The sequence below is a fragment of the Akkermansia massiliensis genome, from assembly GCF_018847375.1.
GTDB classification, from domain to species: domain Bacteria; phylum Verrucomicrobiota; class Verrucomicrobiia; order Verrucomicrobiales; family Akkermansiaceae; genus Akkermansia; species Akkermansia massiliensis.
On sequence record NZ_CP072036.1, the window covers coordinates 210,749 to 232,438 of the forward strand.

Annotated in this window: 19 protein-coding genes; 11 read left to right on the top strand and 8 right to left on the bottom strand. The window is 59.9% G+C overall.

The annotated features are described in order from the left end of the window. Nucleotides 1-7 precede the first annotated feature (7 nt). The 7 genes from J5W70_RS00930 to J5W70_RS00960 all read right to left on the bottom strand — a co-directional run bounded on the left by J5W70_RS00930 (nt 8) and on the right by J5W70_RS00960 (nt 10,549). Entirely contained in the window at nt 8-1,405 is a 1,398-nt protein-coding gene (locus J5W70_RS00930) for a DUF6056 family protein (protein WP_022397514.1), read from the bottom strand. Then, a complete protein-coding gene (locus J5W70_RS00935) occupies nt 1,405-2,856 on the bottom strand; it encodes a cell division protein FtsZ (RefSeq protein WP_022397515.1) in 1,452 nt (483 codons plus the stop codon). Before J5W70_RS00935 ends, J5W70_RS00930 begins: the two co-directional genes overlap by 1 nt. A gap of 25 nt (nt 2,857-2,881) precedes the next feature. Continuing rightward, nucleotides 2,882-4,093 carry a cell division protein FtsA gene (gene ftsA, locus J5W70_RS00940; RefSeq protein WP_102713795.1) on the bottom strand — a complete coding sequence of 404 codons (1,212 nt, stop codon included), beginning with the start codon at nt 4,091-4,093 and terminating at the stop codon, nt 2,882-2,884. Between the two features lie 115 nt (nt 4,094-4,208). Then, on the bottom strand, nt 4,209-4,724 hold the full coding sequence (locus J5W70_RS00945; protein ID WP_240454340.1) for a peptidoglycan endopeptidase: 516 nt from the start codon (nt 4,722-4,724) through the stop codon (nt 4,209-4,211). 127 nt (nt 4,725-4,851) lie between these two features. Continuing rightward, the gene (locus J5W70_RS00950; RefSeq protein ID WP_257228316.1) at nt 4,852-6,792 is read right to left on the bottom strand and encodes a phospho-sugar mutase; all 1,941 of its coding nucleotides are present in this window, start codon (nt 6,790-6,792) and stop codon (nt 4,852-4,854) included. 128 nt (nt 6,793-6,920) lie between these two features. Continuing rightward, entirely contained in the window at nt 6,921-8,705 is a 1,785-nt protein-coding gene (locus J5W70_RS00955; RefSeq protein WP_022397519.1) for an ABC transporter ATP-binding protein, read from the bottom strand. After that, on the bottom strand, nt 8,699-10,549 hold the full coding sequence (locus tag J5W70_RS00960; RefSeq protein ID WP_180973710.1) for an ABC transporter ATP-binding protein: 1,851 nt from the start codon (nt 10,547-10,549) through the stop codon (nt 8,699-8,701). Before J5W70_RS00960 ends, J5W70_RS00955 begins: the two co-directional genes overlap by 7 nt. Nucleotides 10,550-10,727: 178 nt before the next feature. On the opposite strand from J5W70_RS00960, the gene J5W70_RS00965 reads away from it, so the two are divergent. From J5W70_RS00965 to J5W70_RS00995, 7 genes are all read left to right on the top strand, one after another. Next, a complete protein-coding gene (locus tag J5W70_RS00965) occupies nt 10,728-12,140 on the top strand; it encodes a hypothetical protein (protein ID WP_022397523.1) in 1,413 nt (470 codons plus the stop codon). Nucleotides 12,141-12,215: 75 nt separating this feature from the next. After that, complete coding sequence (locus tag J5W70_RS00970) at nt 12,216-13,016, top strand: MlaE family ABC transporter permease (protein ID WP_022397524.1); 801 nt, start codon at nt 12,216-12,218, stop codon at nt 13,014-13,016. A gap of 15 nt (nt 13,017-13,031) precedes the next feature. Continuing rightward, nucleotides 13,032-13,850, top strand: a complete 819-nt coding sequence (locus tag J5W70_RS00975; RefSeq protein ID WP_022397525.1) for an ABC transporter ATP-binding protein — start codon at nt 13,032-13,034, stop codon at nt 13,848-13,850. An 18-nt stretch (nt 13,851-13,868) separates the two neighbouring features. Further along, nucleotides 13,869-14,852, top strand: a complete 984-nt coding sequence (locus tag J5W70_RS00980; protein WP_022397526.1) for an MlaD family protein — start codon at nt 13,869-13,871, stop codon at nt 14,850-14,852. Between the two features lie 144 nt (nt 14,853-14,996). Next, nucleotides 14,997-15,323, top strand: coding sequence for an ElaB/YgaM/YqjD family protein (locus J5W70_RS00985; protein WP_022397527.1), 327 nt, complete (start codon nt 14,997-14,999; stop codon nt 15,321-15,323). Between the two features lie 59 nt (nt 15,324-15,382). Continuing rightward, nucleotides 15,383-15,829, top strand: a complete 447-nt coding sequence (locus tag J5W70_RS00990) for a phage holin family protein (protein ID WP_022397528.1) — start codon at nt 15,383-15,385, stop codon at nt 15,827-15,829. Beyond that, on the top strand, nt 15,829-16,170 hold the full coding sequence (locus J5W70_RS00995; protein WP_022397529.1) for a hypothetical protein: 342 nt from the start codon (nt 15,829-15,831) through the stop codon (nt 16,168-16,170). The genes J5W70_RS00990 and J5W70_RS00995 overlap by 1 nt, the downstream gene beginning before the upstream one ends. On the opposite strand, the gene J5W70_RS01000 is transcribed toward J5W70_RS00995, so the two are convergent. After that, complete coding sequence (locus tag J5W70_RS01000) at nt 16,163-16,474, bottom strand: hypothetical protein (protein WP_146021372.1); 312 nt, start codon at nt 16,472-16,474, stop codon at nt 16,163-16,165. The genes J5W70_RS00995 and J5W70_RS01000 overlap by 8 nt on opposite strands. A 654-nt stretch (nt 16,475-17,128) precedes the next feature. Between J5W70_RS01000 and J5W70_RS01005 the strand changes: the two genes are divergently transcribed. The 4 genes from J5W70_RS01005 to J5W70_RS01020 are packed head-to-tail and all read left to right on the top strand — an operon-like array spanning nt 17,129 to nt 21,498. Beyond that, the gene (locus J5W70_RS01005; RefSeq protein ID WP_022397530.1) at nt 17,129-18,211 is read left to right on the top strand and encodes a type IV pilus twitching motility protein PilT; all 1,083 of its coding nucleotides are present in this window, start codon (nt 17,129-17,131) and stop codon (nt 18,209-18,211) included. A 25-nt stretch (nt 18,212-18,236) separates the two neighbouring features. Beyond that, nucleotides 18,237-19,331 (top strand): type IV pilus twitching motility protein PilT, encoded by a 1,095-nt coding sequence (locus J5W70_RS01010; RefSeq protein ID WP_022397531.1) that lies wholly within the window; start codon nt 18,237-18,239, stop codon nt 19,329-19,331. A gap of 27 nt (nt 19,332-19,358) precedes the next feature. Beyond that, a complete protein-coding gene (locus J5W70_RS01015) occupies nt 19,359-20,432 on the top strand; it encodes a peptidylprolyl isomerase (RefSeq protein WP_022397532.1) in 1,074 nt (357 codons plus the stop codon). 13 nt (nt 20,433-20,445) lie between these two features. Then, nucleotides 20,446-21,498: an acyltransferase family protein gene (locus tag J5W70_RS01020; RefSeq protein WP_022397533.1), complete on the top strand. Its 1,053-nt coding sequence runs from the start codon at nt 20,446-20,448 to the stop codon at nt 21,496-21,498. The last annotated feature ends 192 nt before the right edge of the window (nt 21,499-21,690 follow it).

Genomic DNA, 21,690 nt, shown 5'->3' on the forward strand with positions numbered 1-21,690 from the left:
TTATTATTTAATTTTCTAATTTTTCAATAAAAATTTTCCTAACTCCATAATACACAGCCGCGCCCCGGTTGACGTAGTCTTCCGGGTTTTGCGACAGGTCCACCCAGAAGATGAAGGAGCACCACGGGGAGGGTGGAACGAGGGGAGGAACCACAATTTCCCGAAAACCGGCCTTTTTCTGTTCCAGAATCAGGCGGACGCGCTTTTCATGCTGCCGGAACAGAAGCAGGTGATCGTGAAGGGTGGAAAGAACGCATATTCCGGACAGCGCCAGAAAAACAGCCACAGTCATCCGCGGACGGGGCTCCGCGGCGGGAATGCCGTACCACACACGGAGAAGAGCCAAAACGCCAATGCCGAACAGCAGGGTGGCGGAGAACATGGCATGGTCCGCCGGAACGACGGCGGCGGCAAAGGAAAGAGCCATGGCATACGCCGTCAGAATGTATGCTGCCGCTGTTCCGATGAAAATTTTCCATGGCCGGAAGGCATTCCGGTTCCTGCGGAAGCTTCTCCACAGCATCCAGGCAGCCACCGCACCCAACAGCAGGGGAAGGACCAGGTATTCATGCATCCGGAGCAGGAGCGCGGGGACCGCTTCCCATCTGTCCCAAACGCCGGAGAGGGGTTCCGCGCAGCCGGGAGTGGCGGAGTGCATCCGCGCAGAGAGGCCGGGCGCAAGCAACATGCACAGAGAACCTGCTACCTGCGCCGCAACGCCCGCATAAAACCACAAGGGAAGTTTTTCCTTCCGGACCAGGCGGACGAAGACAAACAAGGCTCCCAGCAGAAGCCAGGTTCCCGGAATGTTGTTTTCATTAGTCATGCCTGCCAACAATCCCAGTACCACTACGCCAGCCCACTGCCCGAAACCCTTTTTAGCAGGCTTTCCTTTTTCCCCGTTTTCCCGATTTTCCAGCAATCCCCGGTACAGGCACAGGAAACCGAGCCAGAGGGCGGCTCCCCAGGAATAGTTGGTAGCGCCGGAGAGCCAGTAAATCGTGACGCCGGGCCGGGCCGTACAGGTGAAGAGCAGGAGAAGCGCCAATCCGAAGAGTCGCACGTCCGGCCAGGAACGGGGGTCTACCCTGCGCCCGGAGGCCAGATAGAACATCATCAGCGCGAGGCAGACCTGTACAAAGGGGTTGAGCAGAATGAAGAGCCATTTGCCCGCCGTCGCCACGGCAAAGGCCAGGTATTCCCCGATTCTGGGGTTCCAGCTCATGTAGGAGGCCACGCAGCGTTCCCAGACCAGGCTGAGGGAGAAACGGTGTTCCATGCCCGTCAGAGCGTGATGGTACGTGTCTGAGGTGAAGGGGCTCCACCAGCTAAGCAACGCCACATACAGCAGGGCGGCTGCAACCAGCGCCCAAAACCATACCCTGGACGTACGGGGAGACGGCATCAGCTCGGATCCGGTTTCTTCTTCCGCAGCGCCGGGGGCAGGTCCAGGTCTTCCCCGTCCAGAATGAGGGGGCGTACATGGGCAAAGAGTCCGTGTCCCGCGCGCTCTTCCTCTCCTTCTTCCGGGGGAGTTCCTTCTTCCAGTTCCTTGATGTCGGGAACCGGGTCCAATTCCTGTTCCGCATCCGCTCCGGGTTCCTGCGCCGCAGGCGCGGGTTCCGGGAACGTTTCCTCCACGTCCGGCACGGAGGGAACAGGCCTTACAGGCACCAGTTCCTCTTCCAGTTCATGGTCATCCCTTCTGACGGAGGGAATGGAAACGGGAGGTTCCGGCTCCGGACGCCGTTCCGGTTCGGGAACCACGGCGGGAGCCACAGGCTGAATGATGGTTTTCCCATCCCCGATGAAGGGTTCTTCCTCCGGCACAAGAACTGTCTGGAGCTCCGGTTCCCTACGGAAAACGGGTGCAGGAGAAATTTCCGGTTCATTCACGGGCACAACGCCCAGCACGGTCAGGGACAGGCGGTCTTCCGGCTGTTCCGCCACGGAAGCGCCGATATGGAGGCGCACGCCGCTCCCCAGGATTTCCGCCACTCCGCCAGCCAGCGCTTCCAGGCGTTTCAGGGTCAGGGAATTGCCGCCGCGCACCAGCACCAGAACGTCGTCCACTTCCCCCAGCCGTTTTTCCAGGAAAAGGGGAGAGTGCCGGACCTGGTCCAGCATGTCCGCCGTGGAAACGTCCGCGGACGCTTCCCCTACGCCGAAGGAGCAAATTCCCTTCCCTGTTCCGGCCACGCGGAGCAGGTCATCCAGCCCCACGCGGAGCAGGCTTCCGGAAGAGTTGAGAAGGGAGGGCACGATGAGCACGGCGCGGGCAATGAGGGCATTGACCACGGAAAAGGCTTCCAACACTCCCTTGTCGGGATCAATCAGGCTTTCCATGGCGTCATTGTCAAACCGCAGCACCATGTCGGAATACAGGGCCAGCCGGGACAGCGCCTCGTCCGCCTGGGCGGCGCGTCGGTCTCCTTCAAACCGGAAGGGGCGGATGACGACGCTGACGACGTAGGAGCCCTGCTCCTTGGCCAGCCGCGCCACCTCCGGCGCCACGCCGGAGCCTGTTCCGCCTCCCAGCCCGGCGGCGAGGACGGTCAGCGCACTGCCTTCCAGAGCCCGGAGGATGGAGGATTCACTTTCACAGGCGGCCTGTGCCCCCACGGAGGCATCCCCGCCGGAGCCGAGCCCCCGGGTAAGCCTGGCTCCCAGATGGACCTTGCACGGAACGGCGGAGGCGTTCAGCAAACGGGCATCCAGATTCATGGCGCACACGGAAACCGCCTGCGGAGCCAGCAGCAGAACTTCCTCCATCACCTTGGCGCCTGCGGCTCCAATGCCGCACAGGCAGATTTTTCCGGATAGCCCGGACGGGTCCTGGGGAGAAAATTCCAGCATGGTTTTTAATTGGGGTAGAGATTGATCAGGAGTTCTTCCTGCCGAAGAGGCCCAGCACGCGCCCCAGCCAGCTCCGCTGCTGCGGCAGTTCGGCATCCAGAATCTGGGCATACCGTATCAGCCCGATGGCCGTACAGTAACGCGGGTCATCCAGATAGGAAGGCGCTCCGTTTTTGACCAGCGTGGGACGGCTGATCGCCACGCCGAACACGTGGGAGGCCAGTTCCCCCACGCCGCGCATCAGGCTGGCGCCCCCGCACAGGTAGACGCCGTGGCAGCGGTTGCCCTTGAAGGTGTCCTTGGGCAGGGAGGATTTGACCAGATTGAAGATTTCCAGCAGGCGGGAACGGATGATTTCATTCAGAACATTGCGTTCGATGGCGGCATCCTTCATGTTTCCTTCCCCGCGCACGCGCACCATTTCATTGGTCTTTCCGGAAAAGCTGTTGGCATCCCCCTCCGTCTTCTTGAGCAGTTCCGCCTGTGCCAGCGGAATGCCGGTCATCAGCGTGATGTCATTGGAAATGTGGTCGCCGCCCAGGGGCACGCATCCGGAGGCCACGAGCTGGCCGTCCAGGTAAAGAACGTAATCCGTAGTGCCCGCCCCCATGTCAATGAGGAGGGCTCCCGCCTGCTTGACCTGCCTGTTGAGCACGAACTGGGCCGTGGCAATCGGGGCGAAGACCACGTCCGCGATGTCCAGGGGAACTTCCCGCACACAGCGGAAGGAGTTGGTGATGCGGGATTTGATGCCGTGGATGATATGGCAGTCGATGTCCAGGGTCCTGCCGGTCAGCCCGGCGGGATTGGTCAGGTTTTCCTGCCCGTCCACGGAGAAAAGGCCGGGCACGCGGTGCAGGACGAATTGTTCCGGCCCCAGGGCGATGTCACGGGCGATTTCCGTCACCTCGTCCATGTGCTCCTGGGAAATGATGCTTTCATCCGGAGGCAGGCGGAAGGTTCCGCGGTTGTTCTGCCCCACGATGTGGGCTCCAGTCACGGACAGATAGACGGTCATGATGTCCACGTCCGCATGGTCCTGGGCCATGTTCCAGGCATCGTAAATGCACTGGATGACCTTGGAGGTGTCTTCAATCTCGCCGCGGACCACGCCCTCGCTAGGAACCTCACCCACGCCGATGATCGTCACGGTTGCGTCGGGCTTCACTTCGCCCACAACCATGCAAGTCTTGCTTGTCCCTATCTCAAGCCCTACGTGAATTTTTGTCTTAGCCATGAAAGTCAAGGAACTATCAACGTCCTCGCACCTGATAGCACATTACTTTCCATTGTTCAAGAAAGCCTGCGCGAACATACGCAAAAAACGCGGTTTTCCGTCGCGCAGGCCCGGATCAGAGACCCGTGGGGTGGCGCACCAGGAAGTTCCGGGCATTGCGGCCGTCCACCCTCCAGCGGGGGCCTTCGCCGCGGCGGCCGCTTCCGGTGGTGTCAAACCGGAGGCCGCAGATGACCATGAATACGTGCCCGTTCTTGGCATAGACGGAAATCCAGTCCCCGGCGCCTTTCTGCCCGTAGTTCAGGAACAGCTTGGAATGGCGGGTGGAAGTGAGCAGGCCGGCTTCCTTCAGTACAAAGGAGGTGCTGCCGGAGCAGTCATAGTGGGAGTCATAGTGCTTCCTGTGGCCGCCGCCCAGGCGGTAGGGCTTGTTGACCAGGGAATTGGCGGCCGCAATGGCGCGCTTGACCTGCGGGGGGGCATTCCTGGGGGGAATGGCCTTCCCGTTGTGCAGCACGGCCGTTTTTCCCGGTACAAAGTGGTAGGCGGGGAGCCGTGCCGGAGCTTCGACTTGTTGGGAGGTGGAGGAGCAGGAGGAGAGAAGAAGACCGGCCAAAAGAGCACCGGCCACGGAGAGAGTTTTGTGGACCGCAAATGTCATAAGAATTATAAACTGCGGAATTCCGGCCTCCTTGGCAAGAAAATAAATTTCCCCCGTCCACATTACATGGTAGACGGGGGAAAGAAATCAACAACATTTAGCCGTTGGAACGGGCGAAGGCGTCCTTCTCCACGGCAGCCCACAGGGAGTCCAGGGAGGCCTGGACCGCCGGCAGGGCTTCCTTCACCGGAGCGCCCGGTTTCCCGTGGCCGAAGAGGTAGTACTTGATCTTGGGTTCCGTTCCGGAGGGGCGCACCGCAAAGCTGCGGCCGTCCGCCATATCCACAAAGATCATTTTTTCCGCCGGAATGGGGTCGCCCTCCGCATCCACCATGTCACCCTTGGAGAAGTCCCGGATGCCGCTGACGGCCACGCCGTCCACTTCCGTGGGAGGATTGGAGGAATAGGAGGCGGAGAGGGCGGCGATTTTTGCCGCGCCGTCCGCGCCTTCCATGACCAGGGATTTGCCCATTTCCAGGTACACGCCGAATTGTTCAAAGAGTTCATGCAGCAGTTCCAGCAGGCTCTTGCCGACGCTTTCCGCATAGGCGGCCAGCTCCGCAAAGATGATGGCGGCGGAGTTGGCGTCCTTGTCGCGCACGAAGTCCTGGGCCAGGTAGCCGTAGCTTTCCTCCCCGCCGAAGACAAAGTAGCGGCTGTATTCCAGGCGCAGGGCGCGCGTCTGTTCCTCGCTCATCTTCCGGTAGCCTTCCCGCTTTTCCGCAGGAATGGCTTCTTCATATTTGCCGAGCTTCTGGGCGATGTACTTGAAGCCCGTGAGCACGTTGACCACTTCATAGCCGAAGTGGTGGCCGATGGCGTCCTGAAGGCCCGTCGTCACAAAGGTTTTCACCATCACGGCGCGGGAACGGTTGGAGTCATTGATGATGCCCAGCCCGGACATGCTCATGCAGCGGTACCACGCCAGCAGGGAGCCGATCTGGTTGCCGGTCAGCAGGTGCATTTTCCCATCTTCCCCACGAACGGCCACACCCATGCGGTCCGCGTCCGGGTCCGTGGCGATGACGATGTCCGCGCCGGAAGCGTCCGCCTGCTCAATGGCCAGGGCCAGGGCCGGCGGGTTTTCCGGGTTGGGGGAGGCCACCGTCGGGAAGCGGCCGTCCTGCACGTCCTGCGCCGCCACGGTCTGCACGTTGCAGCCCAGTTCCTTCAGCAGGGGAACGATGATATGGCCGCCCGTGCCGTGGAGGTTGGAGTAAACGATTTTGGCGCCGCCCTTGCTGAAGAGCTCCGGACGGAGCAGCACGGTTTTCAGGCGGTCCATGTAGACGCGGTCAAAGGAGGCGTCCAGCACGTGAAGGGTGCCGCGCCGGTCTTCCGGCAGCGGTTCATATTCCTCAGAGGTCAGGGAGTTCACTTCCTCAATCACGGCCTTGTCATGCGGAGGCACCAGTTGGGCTCCGTCGTTAAAATAGGCCTTGAAGCCGTTGTCGTGGGAGGGGTTGTGGCTGGCGGTCAGCACCACGCCGGAATCCGCATTGAGTTCACGGATGGCGAAGGAAACTTCAGGGGTGGCCCGGGGGCTGTCGAACAGGTAAATGTCACAGCCCAGGTCCGTGCCGATTTTCGCGCAGAATTCGGCGAAGTCACGGGAGAAGTGGCGCGTGTCATGGCCGATGACCAGCCGGGGCTTCCTGCCCGGGTCCGTGGCCTCCACATGCTTTTTCACGTAAATGATCAGGCCGCGCATCGCTCGCCCCACATTGAAGTAGTTCATGCAGGCGGTTCCCACGCAGGGATATTCCGGGCGGCCGTTCACGCCGCCGCTCCCCTGCTCCGCCCGGGTCACGATGCTGCCGATGGTGCGGCCGCGCAGCCCCCCCGTACCGAAGGCCAGGGTCTTGTAAAAACGGTCATTCAATTCCTGCCACTCCCCGGCGGCGGCCAGTTCCTCTACGGCCTCACGCGCTACGGGGGATTTGGTTCCGGCCAGCAGAAGGCGGATATTGGTCAGGGAAGACTCCAAAAGCTCCCCCTCTTTAACGGCATTCGTCAGGGATTCATCCAGTGTATTCATGCTGGCGGAATAGTACATCATGACCCTTGTTTGACAATAGCTCTTTCCACCATGGCCTGAGAAAAACCGCCATGTGCGCTCCGGCACGGGCGCGGGAAAAGCCTTCCGTCTCCGTCCCCCCCTTTCACCTAGAGGGACTGGCGGTCATACAATTCCCGGTACAGCGGGCAGGAGGCATAAAGTTCCGCATGAGTGCCGTCCCCGATGATGCGGCCGCCCTCAAACACCAGAATGCGCGTCGCCACGCGGATGGAGCTGAAGCGGTGGGCTACGATGAGAGCCGTCCTTCCCTCCACCAGGCGGTCCAGCTCCTGCTGGATCTGGGCCTCGCTTTCCGCGTCCAGGGAGGCGGTGGCTTCATCCAGAATCAGGACGGGGGCGTCTTTCAGGAAGGCGCGGGCAATCGCCACGCGCTGGCGCTGGCCGCCGGACAGGCCGCTGCCGCCGTCGCCAAGCATGGTCTGGTAGCCGTCCGGCATCCCCATGATGAAGCCGTCCGCGGCGGCGGCGCGCGCCGCCGCCATCACTTCCTCATCCGTGGCGTCCTGCCGTCCCAGCCGGATGTTTTCCATGATGGTGCCGTGGAAGAGCACGGGATGCTGGGAAACGAAGGCAATGTTCTTGCGCACATCGTGCAGGGAGGCGTCTCTCACATCCACGCCGTCCATGCGCAGGGTGCCGGAACTGACGTCGTAAAATCTGGGCAGAAGGCTGGCAAACGTGGTTTTCCCGGCGCCGCTGGGGCCTACCAGGCCCACCACTTCCCCGGGGCTGATATGAACGTCAATGCCGTCCAGCACCTTGCGGGCGCCGTCGTAGGAGAAGGAAACGCCGTCATAGTCCAAACGCCCGGAGGCTCGCCCCAGGGGAACGGGATTGGCGGCTTCCGGCATGGTGTCCGGCTCCTTCAGCAGGTAGTTGATGCGTTCCAGGGAGGCATGCGCGCTTTTCAGGTTGGTCAGCGTCACGCCCAGGCGCTTGAGGGGGTCGTAACACATGAAGAGGGCAGCGGCCAGGGCCGTGAAGTCAGCCTTGGTGATTCCCATTTCATGGCCCCTCACCAGCAGAATGCCCAGGCCCAGCGCCGTCACCATTTCCAGCACCGGCACCAGGAAGTGCCTGTACTTCACCGTTCTCAGATTGATTTTGAAGAAGCGTTGGATCAGCCCCAGGAAAAGCCCCACCTGCTGTTCCTGCATGCCGTAGGAACGGATTTCACGCTGGGCCGCCAGGTTTTCCTGGGCGGCGGCCGTGATATTGCCCAGCTCGTCCTGCGCCTGCTTGGCCTTCTTCATCACGCGGCGGCCAAAGAAGCGGATGGGCCATATCGCCAGCACAACCAGCCCCAGATTCATCAGCACCACCGCCGTGTTCGGGTCAACAAAGACCTTGTACACCAGGAAGGCGAGTGCGGTCAGCAGGGTAAGGGGCTGTTTGATGATGTCATTGGCCGCTATTACCAGGCCTCCCTGCACGTTGGCCGCGTCATTAATGAGGCGGCTGATCAGGTCCCCCCGTTTCTGGCGGTCAATGAAGGAGAGGGGCAGCGTTTGCAGTTTGGAAAAGGCGTCCAGCCTGATTTCCTCCAGCACCTTCATGCTGACGATGCTGATCCAGTACACATTGAAGAACGTGCCTATGCCCCGGATGGCAAAAACCAGCGGCAGCAGGGAACATACGGCCACGAGCACAGCGGTGTGCATGTGCTCCGGGGCCACCAGATGGGCGATGATGTTCTGAAGCTCCGGGGGAATCTGCGTATTGTCAAACACCACCGGGAACACCTTGGCAATCATCAGCGGGAAGCCGAAACCGCTGGCGGCGGCGGCCAGCGCCCCGGCGGCCAGCGCGGCGATGAACAGCTTCATCACCGGCTTCAAATACCGCGCGTACTCAAAAAACTGTCTTAACATGAAGCGCCTCCTTCCTCTTCCGCAACCATCTGCTGCTTGTTGTAAAGTTCCCTGTACAGGGGGGAGGAGGCCATCAGCTCCTCATGCGTGCCATCCGCAATGACGCTCCCTTTTTCCAGAACCAGAATTCGGTCCGCCATCCGGATGGTGCTGAACCGGTGGGCAATGATGAAGGCCGTGCGTCCGGAAGCCAGCTTTTCAATCTCCTTCTGGATGAGTTCCTCGCTCTTCATGTCCAGGGAAGCCGTGGCTTCATCCAGCACCAGGATAGGCGCGTTTTTCAGAAAGGCCCTCGCCAGGGAAACGCGCTGCCGCTGGCCGCCGGAAAGCCCTTCCCCCATTTCTCCGATCATGCGGGAATAGCCTTCCCCCGTCTCATTGATGAAGCTGTCCACGGCGGACATGCGCCCGGCTTCCTCCACCTCCGCGTCGGAAGCGTCCGGACGGCCGATGCGGATATTGTCCGCCACGGATCCGCGGAACAGCACGGGATACTGGGAAACCAGCGCGATATGGGAAAGCAGGTCCTTCTTGGCCATCTCCCGCACGTCGATGCCGTCCACCTTCACGCTGCCGGAAAGTACGTCGTAAAAACGGCACAGCAGATTGATGAAGGTCGTTTTCCCGGCGCCGCTGGGGCCTACCAGGGCCACCACCTGGCCAGCCGGGATGCGGATGTCAATGTTCTTCATGACGGGGGCGTCCTGCTGGTAGCCGAAGCACACATTGCTGAACTCCACTTCCCCCTTCCAGGTTTCCGGACTCTTCGGGTTTTCCGGTTCCGGAACGTCGTCCGGAGCGTCCAGCACATGGTTGATGCGCTCCAGCCCGGCATTCAGGGTTTCCGCCTTGTTGTGGACCGCCCCCAGCTTCTTGACCGGTTCATAGCAAAGGTACATGGCCGTAGCCAGCGCGGCGAAGTCCCCCATGTTCATGCCGTTCATGTTGCCGACAAAGAGAGTGGCCGCCATGGCGATGGCGCTGACGAATTCAATCAAAGGCGTCAGCAGGCTCTGCCACCTGACCGCACTGATGGAAGCCTGGATGTAACGGTGAATCCTGTTCCTGAACAGACTTGTCTGCTGCTCTTCCAGTTCAAAGGCCCGGATGTCCCGCTGGGAGGAAAAGTTTTCCTGAAGCGTGGAGGAAAGATCCCCCTGGCTGGACTGCACCACGCGGGCGCGGGCGAGCATTTTCTTGCCGATGTAGCGGATGGGAATCACGCAGACGCCCACCAGAAGCATGTTCGCCAGCAAAATAAGGAACTGCTGGCTGACGGAAGCCCTGTAAATCAGGAATCCCAGCGCGGCCAGGAGGGTCAGGGGCTGGATAATCAGGTCATTGGCAATCTGCACCAGGCCGCCCTGCAGGAACTGCGTGTCCTGCATCAGGCGGCTCAGCAGGTCTCCCTTCTGCTGGCGGTCATGAAAGGCCAGGGATAAATCCTGGTATTTTCTGTACACCTTGAGCCGCAGCGTTTCCAGCACGCCCAGCCCTATTTTGGAAAGCAGGTAGACATTGACGAAGGAGGAGAGGCCGCGCACCACCACTACCATCGGGAGCATGGCCGCCGTGGCCCACACCGTCACCCAGGGCAGGTTTTCCGGACTCACGTACCAAAGGAGCACGCGCTCCGCCCACGGGGGCAGCGGCTTCCCGTCAAAGATCACGGGGAACATTTCCTGCAAAATCACCGGTATGCCGAAGCCGCTGGAAACAGCGGCCACCATGCCGCCGATCACAGCCCACACCAGCGTGCCCTTATAAGGAAGAAGATATTCGCGCCATAATGCTACGGCACGCTGGATGGAGGATTCCTGCCCCTCTGTTGACTGTTTCCTCATAAGTAATTCCGGATTGATGCGCCCGGGAACGGACGGCGCGCAATCGGTGCAGATCATACCATGAAGACCGCGGATGACAAGCTCCTTGCGATAAAAACTCCTCAGGAAACGCCCGGAGGGAAAGCCGCCGGGCATCCCGGCTTGCCCGCCTCCCCGGAATGGTCTACCCTGCCGGCGCATGCTGAAGACAGGATTAATCCAGCCGGAGACCATCCCCGGCCATTTCCCCAGGAACCTCAGAACCATCGTGGAACTGTACCGTTCCTGCGTGGACGGCGGGGCGGAGCTCGTTCTTTGTCCGCCGCTGGCCCTCAGTGGCGCGCACACCGGGGAACTGGCCCTGCGCAGCGGCTTCCGGTCCCAGCACAGGGCGGCCCTGGCCTACCTGGCCCGGGAAATAGCGGACGTCCCCCTGCTGCTGGCAGCGGCGGACGCGGACGGCAGCCGCTTCCACATGCTCCGGAACGGCCTTTCCTTTCCACGGCAAGCCGTTATTTCCCCAGCCGCACACGGAACGGTGGCCGTTCCCGTTTTCGGCATCTGCCGGACGGCGGATGAAGCGGGTTTTTCCATCATTTCATGGCCGGAATCTTCCCCGGCCTCCTCTTCCGTACCCTGCCTCTTGCTCCGCACCCATTCCGGCGCGTGGCATGAAGGACTGCTGGAGCAGGATGAGGAGGAAGCCTGCCGGCTGGCGCGGGAAACAGGGCTGCCGGTCCTCACCGCCCGCCTGGCCGGGGGAGAAGGCCCGTTTCTGTTACCCGGCGCGTCTTCCGCATGGTCCGCCCACGGGATTCTCCTCAAACGGCTGCGTCTTTTTGAACGGGATTCTGCCGTCATTTCTCCGGAAAATTCCACGGAGGCGTCTTCTCCGCTTCCCGCTCCGGAAGAACAGCTCCGGCACGCCCTCCGGAAAGGCACGGCGGACTTCATCCTGAAAAGCGGGCATGGCGCCGCCTGCCTGAACCTGCTGGAAAGCTCCGCATCCCTCCTGCTGGCTCAACTGTTAAAAGAGGAACTGCCTTCCCTGCCCTTGACGGGCTTCATCCCCCGCCTCCCCGGCATTCCGGAACAGGACACTGCCCGGGCGCAAGCCTGTGCGGACAAGCTGGGCATTCAGGCCCGGATGCTGCCTCTCCCCGCAGATGCGGCGGCCGGAGGACCGGATGACCTGTTCACGGCCGCATGGCTCATGCGCCAATGGGCCCAGGAGGAAGGTGGCCTGCTGCTTTCCGCCCTGACCGGAACGGACATCATGACCGCACCCCGCCTCCTTCCGCCGGCCCTGGCCGCTGACTTCATGCCGCTGGGGGATTTATATGAAACGGAACTGGCGGACCTGTTCCCCGGCTTCCTTTCTCCCGCGCCGGATGCGGCCATGCGCGACAGCCTCCTCATCCGTCTGCACCGCGCGCATGAATCCGCCACGCCGCTGGCTGGCCTCTTCCCGGAATCGGAGCTTGAAATCCGCCGCTGGCAGCGCCGGGCCCGCGCCTCCGAATGGATGCGCCGGAAACTGCCGCCGCGCCTCACGCTGCGCTCCATTCCCGGTGCACCGGAAACGCCTTACGTCCACCGGCTGACGGATTGACGCGGCGCGTTGCTTTTCTTCCCGTGGCGTACATTGCGCTTGCTCTTGAAGTGGAAGAAGTGATTAGTAGAAGCCATGCAATTCTATGTAGCCACCATGATCGGCCGCGCCGCTCTAAGGCTGGTTGACCGCCTGGGGTCAATCGGATTGCTGCTTTACCAAGTGACCGCATGCATGTGGTCCGGCAAATTCCGGATGCGCGTTCTTGTGGAGCAAATTGCAAAAATCGGGGTGCAGTCCCAGCCGGTGGTCATCATCACCGGCGCGTTCACCGGAGCCGTGCTGGAAGCCCAGACCCTGTTCCAGCTCCAGACGGTGAGGATGGAAACCATGGGGGGCGCCGTCGTCGCCGTGGGCATGTTCCGGGAACTGGGGCCCGTCATTACCGGGCTGATGCTTGCGGGCCGCGTCGGGTCCGCCATGGCAGCGGAAATCGGGACCATGAAAGTCACGGAACAGGTAGACGCCCTTAACTCCATGAACGTGGACCCGGTGGACTACCTGGTGAAGCCCCGCATCCAGGCCATGCTCATTTCCATGCCTATCCTGATGATGGAAGCCGTGCTGGTGGGCATCGCCTCCGCCTACATCGTCAGTATCACCTCCTTTAACGTGGACCAGGCTTACTGGATGCACTTCATGAGCAAATTCGTCACCATGGGGGACATCACCGTGGCCCTGGTCAAAGCCCTGGTCTTCGGCCTCATCATCTCCACCATCTCCTGCCGGGAAGGCCTGAACACCACGAACGGAGCCGTTGGCGTCGGCAAATCCACCATGCAGGCCATGGTGTATGCCTCCGTGGCTCTGCTCATCGCCAACTTCATTCTGACCATGATTCTCAATTCCATCTTCCCCATGGGATTCATGAGATAACCCTTCCGCGCCGCCATGCAGCCATTCATCCGCGTCCACCAGCTCAAGCAAAGCTTCGGCACCCAGGAAGTGCTGAAAGGCGTGAGCTTTGACGTGGGAAAGGGAGAGCTGATGGCTCTGATCGGCGGGTCAGGAGCCGGAAAAAGCGTCATCCTGAAACATCTGGACGGCCTGATGGACCCGCTGGACGGCTATGTGGAAATAGACGGCAGGCGCATCAGCGGAGCGCCGGAAAAAATCAAGAAGCAAATCCGCGGTAAAATAGGCTTCATGTTCCAGCAGGGGGCACTCTTCGACTCCCTCAGCGTAGGGGAAAACGTCGCCTTCCCGCTGCGCGAGGAAGGAATCCGGAATGAAAAGGAGCTGGACGCGCGCATCTCCGCCGCCCTGGACTCCGTGGACCTGCTGGGGCAGCAGGAAAAAATGCCGGCCAGCCTCTCCGGAGGCATGATCAAGCGCGTAGCCGTAGCCAGGGCCATCGTCACCACGCCGGAATGCCTGCTGTATGACGAGCCCACCGCAGGCCTGGACCCCATTGTCACGGACAGCATCAGCTTCCTCATCCGGCAAATCTGCAAGGACAAGGGAATCACGACCGTCATCGTCTCCCATGACATGCCCAGCGTGATCCGCATTGCGGACAAAATCGTCTATCTCAGGAACGGGGAAGTTTACTGGACGGGAACCCCGGAGGAACTGCTGCATTCCAGGGATGAAAACCTGCAAAGGTTCCTGTACGGGGATTCCGGGGAAGACTGGGCCTCCCTGACCGGCAGGCATGAAAACTTTCAACGGGTTCTGCTGGAACGGGCGGAACGTGAACGGAAACAATAACCATCTTACCACAGAGCCATGAAGCAGAAACTTAAGCCGGAAACCTGGGTGGGCATCTTCCTGATTGCCGGAATCCTGATGATCATCGGCGTCATCCTGGGGTTTGGCAACATCAAGACCTCCAAGGAGCAAACCTACCCCATCAACATCATTTTCAAGGACGCGGCGGGCCTCATCAAGGACTCCCAGCTCCGCCTGGGCGGCGTTACGGTGGGAAAGGTCACCAAGGCGCCCGAACTCCTGCCCTCCGGCAATGAAGTCATGCTGGAAGCCAGCATCCTGAGCGACGTGAAAATCCAGGAAGGCTCCGTCTTCCGCGTGGACATGCAGAACATCCTGGGAGACAAGTACATCGACATCGTTCCCCCGGCACGCCCCACGCACGAATACATCCCGCCCCATGCCACCATCATCGGGCAGCCTGAAAGCGATTTCAGCAAGATCAAGAACAACGCCGTGGGCGCCACGGAGGAAATACTGAAAATCCTCAAGCAGATTGAAAAAAATTCGGACAACATTGACGAGGCCATCCTCAACATCGGGGAAGCGGCCAAAGGGCTGGCCCAGACCACCAAGCTGATCAATGAAGGCATCCTGAGCCGGGAAAACCTCCGGCACCTCAACAGCGTGCTGGCTCAAATGAACAAAGCGGGCGAACAGCTCCCCGCGACAATGGCGGCCATGAAAGACACCGTCAGTGACGCCCGCAGAATCATCGCCGGAGCGGAAGAAAAGCTCAACAGCCTGGACCCCGCCATCAAGGAAATCCCCCCCACGCTGACCGCCCTGCGCAAGGCTTCCGAGCAAATCGCCTCCGTCACGGCGGACGCCCGGAAAAACCAGGGCTTCCTGGGGCTGCTCATGTACGATGCGCGCTTCCGCGCCAATGCCCAGGAATTCATCCGTAACCTGAGGGACTACGGAATCCTGCGGTACCGGAACCCGAACGAGCCCCAGGCCAAACCAGACCCCCGCGGCGGTTTTTCAGGAAGCCGCCGCTGAGGAACGCGCACAATTCCGGGTGAAGCCGCTTTACACACTTGCCAATAGAGGGAAGCGTGCTAAATAATTCCCAATGTGAGAGGCGAAAACATGTAAGCCGACATGTTTTTCAACAGGAACCAACCCTTAACACTCTAATCAACCATGCAAGACAACCAAACCGAACTTGAACCGACCGCAGCAGCAAACGACACCGCCTGCTCCTGCCCTTCCGCCCGCGAGCTTGCCGTAACCAGATTTCAACAGGCCAGGGCCTTCGCCGCGGCCAAAGTAAACCAAATCCGCAAGGCGGCTACGGAACAGGCCAGCACCATCCGTGACTACGCCCAGGAAAAAGGAGAAGTCATCCGTGACAAGGCCAAGAAGTTCCATGAAGCGGGCGAAGAATACGTGAAGGAAAAACCCACCCAGTCCGTGCTGATCGCCATGGGCGTGGGCCTTCTGATCGGCATGCTCATCCGCCGCCGTTAACCCTCATTCCGCGCCATGCGCATCAAGCGCATGGCGCCCTCACCCCTTCAAACCGAGCCATGGGACTGATTGACAAACTCAAACGCACCTTCGTCGCCCCCATTGTGGAGGAAAAGGAAGAAGGAGCGGCTATGGTCCGGTCCCTCCGGGAAACCGGAGCGGCGGCGCTTGACCATGTGGAAGCCCTGGCCGCGCTGCTCAAGCTGGAACTGGAGGAAGCGTCCAAAAGGCTGGGCAGGAAAATGGCCCTGCTCCTGCTGGCCGCCTTTATGGCCATCTTCGGCTATCTGTTCCTGTGGTGCTTCCTGACCATGGTCATGGCCCACTTCTGGGGAATCATTGCCGGACTTGCCGTAACCACCGGCATCCATCTGGTGGCGGCTGCCGTGGCCCTCATCCTTTTCAGCCGAACCCATGTAACGCCCATCGCCCCGGCGACGGCGGAAGAACTTAAAACGGATTTATCATGTCTGCAAATGGCTCTCAAGAAAAGCTCGCACTCCTGATGCGGGTGGCTTCCTCCCGGCTGGATATCGTCAATGAGACGGATACCCTGGTCCAGAAGACGCAGCAGCAGGCCGACCACTTCCGGAAGCTGAAAAAAAAGGCCATGTCCCTGCCTGTGATCGGCTCCATTGTCGGCACGGTGGGAGGCATTCTGCTCATCCGCATGTTTACGGGAAAAAAAAGCCATCCGGCGCCCCCGCGTCCGCATGTTTCCGGAAGCTGGATCAATTCCCCTATCTTCCGTTTCATCATTGAAATCCTGGTAACCCTCGCCTTCCCGTCCCTGAAAAAAATGGGCTTCGACCTGGCAGGCAAGAAATTCTTCAACCTGTTCAAGTAACAGGATTTTCCGGTCGATGCGGCGCAGCCTTTTCAAGCCGCTGCTTTAAAAAAGAACTCAGGAATTCCGCTGTTGCGGGAGAAATGTCTTCATATCCCTGCGGCGTCAGATGCGCGCCGTTCCGGGAATATCGTCCCCCCCTGCAGGACAACTCTTCATGCAGACGGCCGCGATACCTCATAAAATAACGACCTGCCGCCAAAGAAAACAACGCCCCTTTGTTCATACGTACCTCGCCAGGCTGGACAGGCATTTCGGCATGGTCCATGCGGCGATATTGGAATGAAACAGGAGACCAGGGCATGCCTGACCCCAAAAAGGCATCGGCAGCTCAATTCCCCTTTCCAGCGCTTTCCGCCATGAACAATTCCTGCCAAAAATAACAGGGCACAATCAGGAAAAAAGCTACCTGGCCATGAAAGGGAGGCCCCAATATAGGAAGACGACCATCATGGCGGAAACATGGCCTTCCCAGTCATCGCGGCGGCGGGGAATTTGGAAATGTTCCTTCCGTGTCCCCGTTCGGAGGAACAGGAAAAATTGATGAAGAAAGTCATTTAAAACAATATCCCGACCTTTCCCCCGGAGGCAAAAATGCAACCGCGCCATAGACTTGTCCTCAATGCCGCCATTTCACATTTAACCATGAAAACAGCAGCGGGATTGCTGTCGGCTCTTTCCGCCATGCCAAACGTATGCCTCTGCCGGGAAAGTCCGTGAAAAACCGCGATCCCTCAGGATCCGGTTCCCGAAACGGCAGAAAAACATAAATGCTCTTTCCCGCTCCCGGAAATAAACTTTTGCGAGCCTTCCTCAAGGCTTCTCTCCAAAAATCCTCCCCCGCCACGGGACGGCACAGGGCCGCCTGCACAGAAATCATTTCCCAAACATTTTTTGCTGGTCAAAAAAGCCCCGTTTTCGTTAGTATGTAGCTTTATCAGTTTGCTGCATTCACAACATGAGCGAATACATTTTGCCCCACGTCGACGGATATCTTAAGCTTGGACAGGACTTTGACTGTTCCGATATCCACCTTGCCGTCAACAGCCGCCCCACCTGGCGCCGGTTCGGCCAGCTTCTCCCCATCTGGGAGGAAGCGCCCAATCTCACGCCCCAGGACACGGAAGTTCTGGCGAGGGGCTTTCTGGAAGACCCGGAATGGAACCGCCTTCAATTAAAGGGGGACGTGGACTTTGCCTATGCCAACGACTTCGGACGCTACCGCGCTTCCGTGGTCAAGCAGCGCCTGGGCTATGACATCTGCTTCCGCATCATCAACACGCGGGTGCGCACCATGGAGGAAATCGGCCTGCCGACGGAATACGTGGTGCCCCTCACCCGCTACACCAACGGCCTCATTCTGGTGACGGGCTCCGTGGGTTCCGGTAAATCCACCACCCTGGCCTCCATCGTGGACTTCATCAACCAGGACCGCCACGACCACATCATCACGCTTGAAGACCCCATCGAATACCTGATTCCCTCCAAAAACTGCCACGTCAACCAGCGTGAAGTGCACAAGCACACGGAATCCTTCGCGCGCGCCCTCCGCGGGGCCCTCCGTGAAGACCCGGACGTCATCATGGTAGGTGAAATGCGCGACCTGGAAACCATCTCCCTGGCGCTCACGGCGGCTGAAACCGGCCACCTGGTGCTCGGCACCCTGCACACGGGGTCCGCAGCCCGCACGGTGGACCGCGTGCTGGACGTCTTCCCGGTGGAGCAGCGCGACCAGATCCGCATCATGGTCAGTGAATCCCTGCGCGGCATCATCTCCCAGCAGCTCGTTCCCAGGGCGGACGGCAACGGCCGCGCCCTGGCCATTGAAATGCTGGTCAATACACCCGCCATCGCCAACTGCATCCGCGAAGGAAAGACATTCATGATTCCCGGCTGCATCCAGACCGGGAAGGCCCAGGGCATGATCCTGATGGATGACTCCCTCCGGGCGCTGCACCAGGCAGGTCTCATCACCACGGAAGACTGCATCTTCCGCGCGGAAGACAAAACCATCATGAAATCCTTCCTGGGAATCAAGTAACCTTTAACTTTGACACACTCCTGTTATGGCTGTTATCGACCAATACTTCAAATACCTCGTAGAAGCGGGCGGCTCCGACCTTCACCTCAGCGAAGGCCAGCCTCCGAAAATCCGCGTCAACGGGACCATCTCCGCCATCTCCGACGAAAACCTGGAAGGCCAGTCGTTCAAAAACCTTCTCGCGGAAATATGCGACTCCCAGGCCTTCCAGAAATACCTGGAAGAAGGGGATCTGGACTTCGCCTATGAAATGGATGAAACCTCCCGTTTCCGCTGCAACTACTTCAGGCAGCAGCACGGCCTGGGAGCCGTCTTCCGTCTCATTCCCACAAAAATCGCCACGCTGGAAGAACTGGGCGTGCCCACGGTCGTCAAGGAATTCGCCCACATGAGATCAGGGCTGGTGCTGGTCACGGGGCCCACGGGCTCCGGTAAATCCACCACCCTGGCCGCCATCATTGACTACATCAACAGCAACCAGGCGCGGCACATCATCACGGTGGAGGAACCTATCGAATTCGTTCACCCCAATAAAAAATCCATCGTCACCCAGAGGGAAGTGCCCCTCCAGACACCCTCCTTCGCAGACGGCCTGCGGGCTTCCCTCCGTGAAGACTCCGACATCGTGCTGGTGGGTGAAATGCGCGACCTGGAAACCATCTCCCTGGCACTCACGGCGGCTGAAACCGGCCTTCTGGTATTCGGCACCCTGCACACGAACAACGCCAGCAAAACCATTGACCGTATCATTGACGTATTCCCGTCCGACCAGCAGTCCCAGGTACGCACCATGCTTGCGGGCTCCCTCCGCGGCGTCGTGGCGCAGCTCCTGATGAAGCGCAGCGACAAGCCGGGACGCGTAGCCGTCAATGAAATCCTCTTTGCCACGCCCGCCGTGGCGGCCATCATCCGTGAAGGCGCCACGCAGAAAATCCCTGACGTCATCGTCGGCGGAAAGGCCATGGGCATGCAATTCATGGATGACGCCATCTGGCAAAAACTCCAGCAGGGCGTCGTCTCTCCGGAGGAAGCCTACATGAAGTGCATTGAAAAGAAGAGGTTCCGCAACTTCCTTCCCCCGGAATCCGTCCGTCTGGCAGACTCCGGCGGTGGAAACTAGGCCCTTTGCTCCTTCCCTGTCCCTCCCATGTCCCCCACTGGAAAATTCACGTTCAAGCTCGTGATCTATGGAGCATTCCTGCTCTATCTGGTGGGGGATTTGTTTCTCTGGCACGGCTTCCTGGCCGGCAGGATGGACGCCTACCTGAAACCGATGCCGGGACCGCCCGGAGACAACTCCGCCCGGATTGCGGAAGTTTACGGCGAACCCGTCACCGCCAACCAGCTCTCCCGGAGGGTTGCGGAACTCCGGCTCCTGCGCCAGCCTCCCGTTCTGGACATGGACGGAGGCATCAGGCTCACCCATGAACTGGACGTAGCCGGAGACCTGGCTCCGCGGGCCAGGTACGATCTGATCGGCTCCTCCCTCCTGCGCCTGAAAACCAGCGTCAACGACCTTCAGCTTCCCAACCGCAATGCGGAAGCCGCGCACGCCGCGGAACAAATCCGTTCCCGCTTTGACGGGAACACGGAACAATACCTGAAAACCCTGCATGACCAGAAATTCACGCAGCAGCAATTCCAGGAAAAAATAGCGGCGCGGCTCAAGCAGACGGAACAGCTCTACCGGGCGACCGCCCAGGCGGCAGAGCCGTCCGACGAAGACCTGAAAACCTATTATGATTTGATCCGGGACCAGCTTAAAACCCCTGACCTCCGGAAAACCAGGCACATCTTCCTGGCTACCCTTCACAACGATGAAACCCAGGTCAAACAGGCGGCGGAAACGCTGCTGGCGCGCCTGCAAGGCGGGGAAACCTTCTCCCGGCTTGCCAGGGAATTCAGTGAGGACGAGCGCTCCGCGCCCGCAGGCGGGGAACTTGGCTGGGTCAGCCCCGCCCGCGCACGGGAAACCCTGGGCCTGGAGCTGGCAAACGTTCCCGACAACAAGCCGGTGCTTCTTAAAAGCCGGTGGGGATGGCACCTTGTGGAAGCCTCCCCCCTCAAAAAAGGAAGTATCCCTTCCTACGAAGAAGCGCTTCCGGCCCTGAGGAATGCAGCCCAAAGCCTCAGAAAAGCGCAGGCCGTGGGGCTGTACATGGAGGGCCTTTTTGAAGAAGCCCACCTCAGGAGCCGCATTAAAAACAAGCGGGATCGCTGATGCCCCAGTTCCAATGAGCGCCCCTTCCTCCTTCATTACAGGCATCTCATTAATCCGCATCATCCTCTGCCTGATGATCTGCGCCTTCCACTGGGCGCGCTGGTCGCCCGTTGCGGGCTCCGTGGGCGTGGACTGGTTCATCGTCCTCTCCGGATTCCTGATGACGTTCACCCTGAAAGAAAATTCGTTCAGTCCGCCCTCCTTCTACATCTCCAAATTTGCGCGGCTGTGGCCGCTCCTGTTCACGGCCATCCTCCTGTCCAGCCTGGTCTCCTACAAGGAGCAATTCCAGCTGGACAACCTGCTCGGCGTCCTGCTGGTTTCCTTCGGCGGCAATCAATTCATGAACCTGCACACGGGAGACAATTATGCCTTATGGTACATGAAGCTGGAAATCCTCTTCGTCCTTATCTTCCCTCTCGTGGCCTATGGAAGGAAACGCCTTCCCCTGCTGCTGGCACTGGGCCTTGTAACCGCTGTCGCCTGCACGTTCCTGGAACCCGTCGCACGCCTTTACTTCTTCCCGCCCTACCGTTTATGGCAATTTCTCGCCGGCTGCTGCGCGGCACGGCTCTATAAAAAACACGAACGCTTCTTCCGGTGGAGCCCGGCTGTGTTCTCCTTCGGGGTGCTCTACCTTCTCTACCAGACTTTCATCGGCGCCTTGTGGGGCTCCGGCGGGAAAGTTGCCTCCCTGGCCTTCCTCCTTCCCGACACGCTGATTGCCGTGCTGACCATCGCCAGCGCGTGCTCACTTGCAAAATCCCCTCAGCCGCCGGCTGTTAAAATTCCAGCGGTGCTCATCCATTTGACCAACCGGGCCAGCCTCCTGACCTATGCCGTCTTCCTGCTGCATGTTCCCCTCCTGCAATTCATGCAGTACATCTGGCCGCAGGACCGGTACGGAACCCGTCCCATCCTCTTCTGGATATGCGCCGCGCTCCTGTTGATTGCCGTGGGAGCCGCCATGCATTACGGCATTGAACAACCATGCGGAAAATGGCTTTCCTCCCGCTTGAAACGTGCCTTTGCCAGAGTCCGGAACATCAAATTCACCGCTCTTTGAACTGCCGTCCGCTTTCTACGGAAATACAGGCATTCCTTTTCCCGGTTCCCGTATTGCGCCGCCTCCCGGCCCTTTCCGGAAAAATGAATCTCCCCCCTGCGGCAGACTTCCGCCGGACAGGAAACGGCGGCATGCGGAAAAGGAACACGAAATCTTCCATCTTATTTGCGTTGCCTGACGAATTCCTCTTGC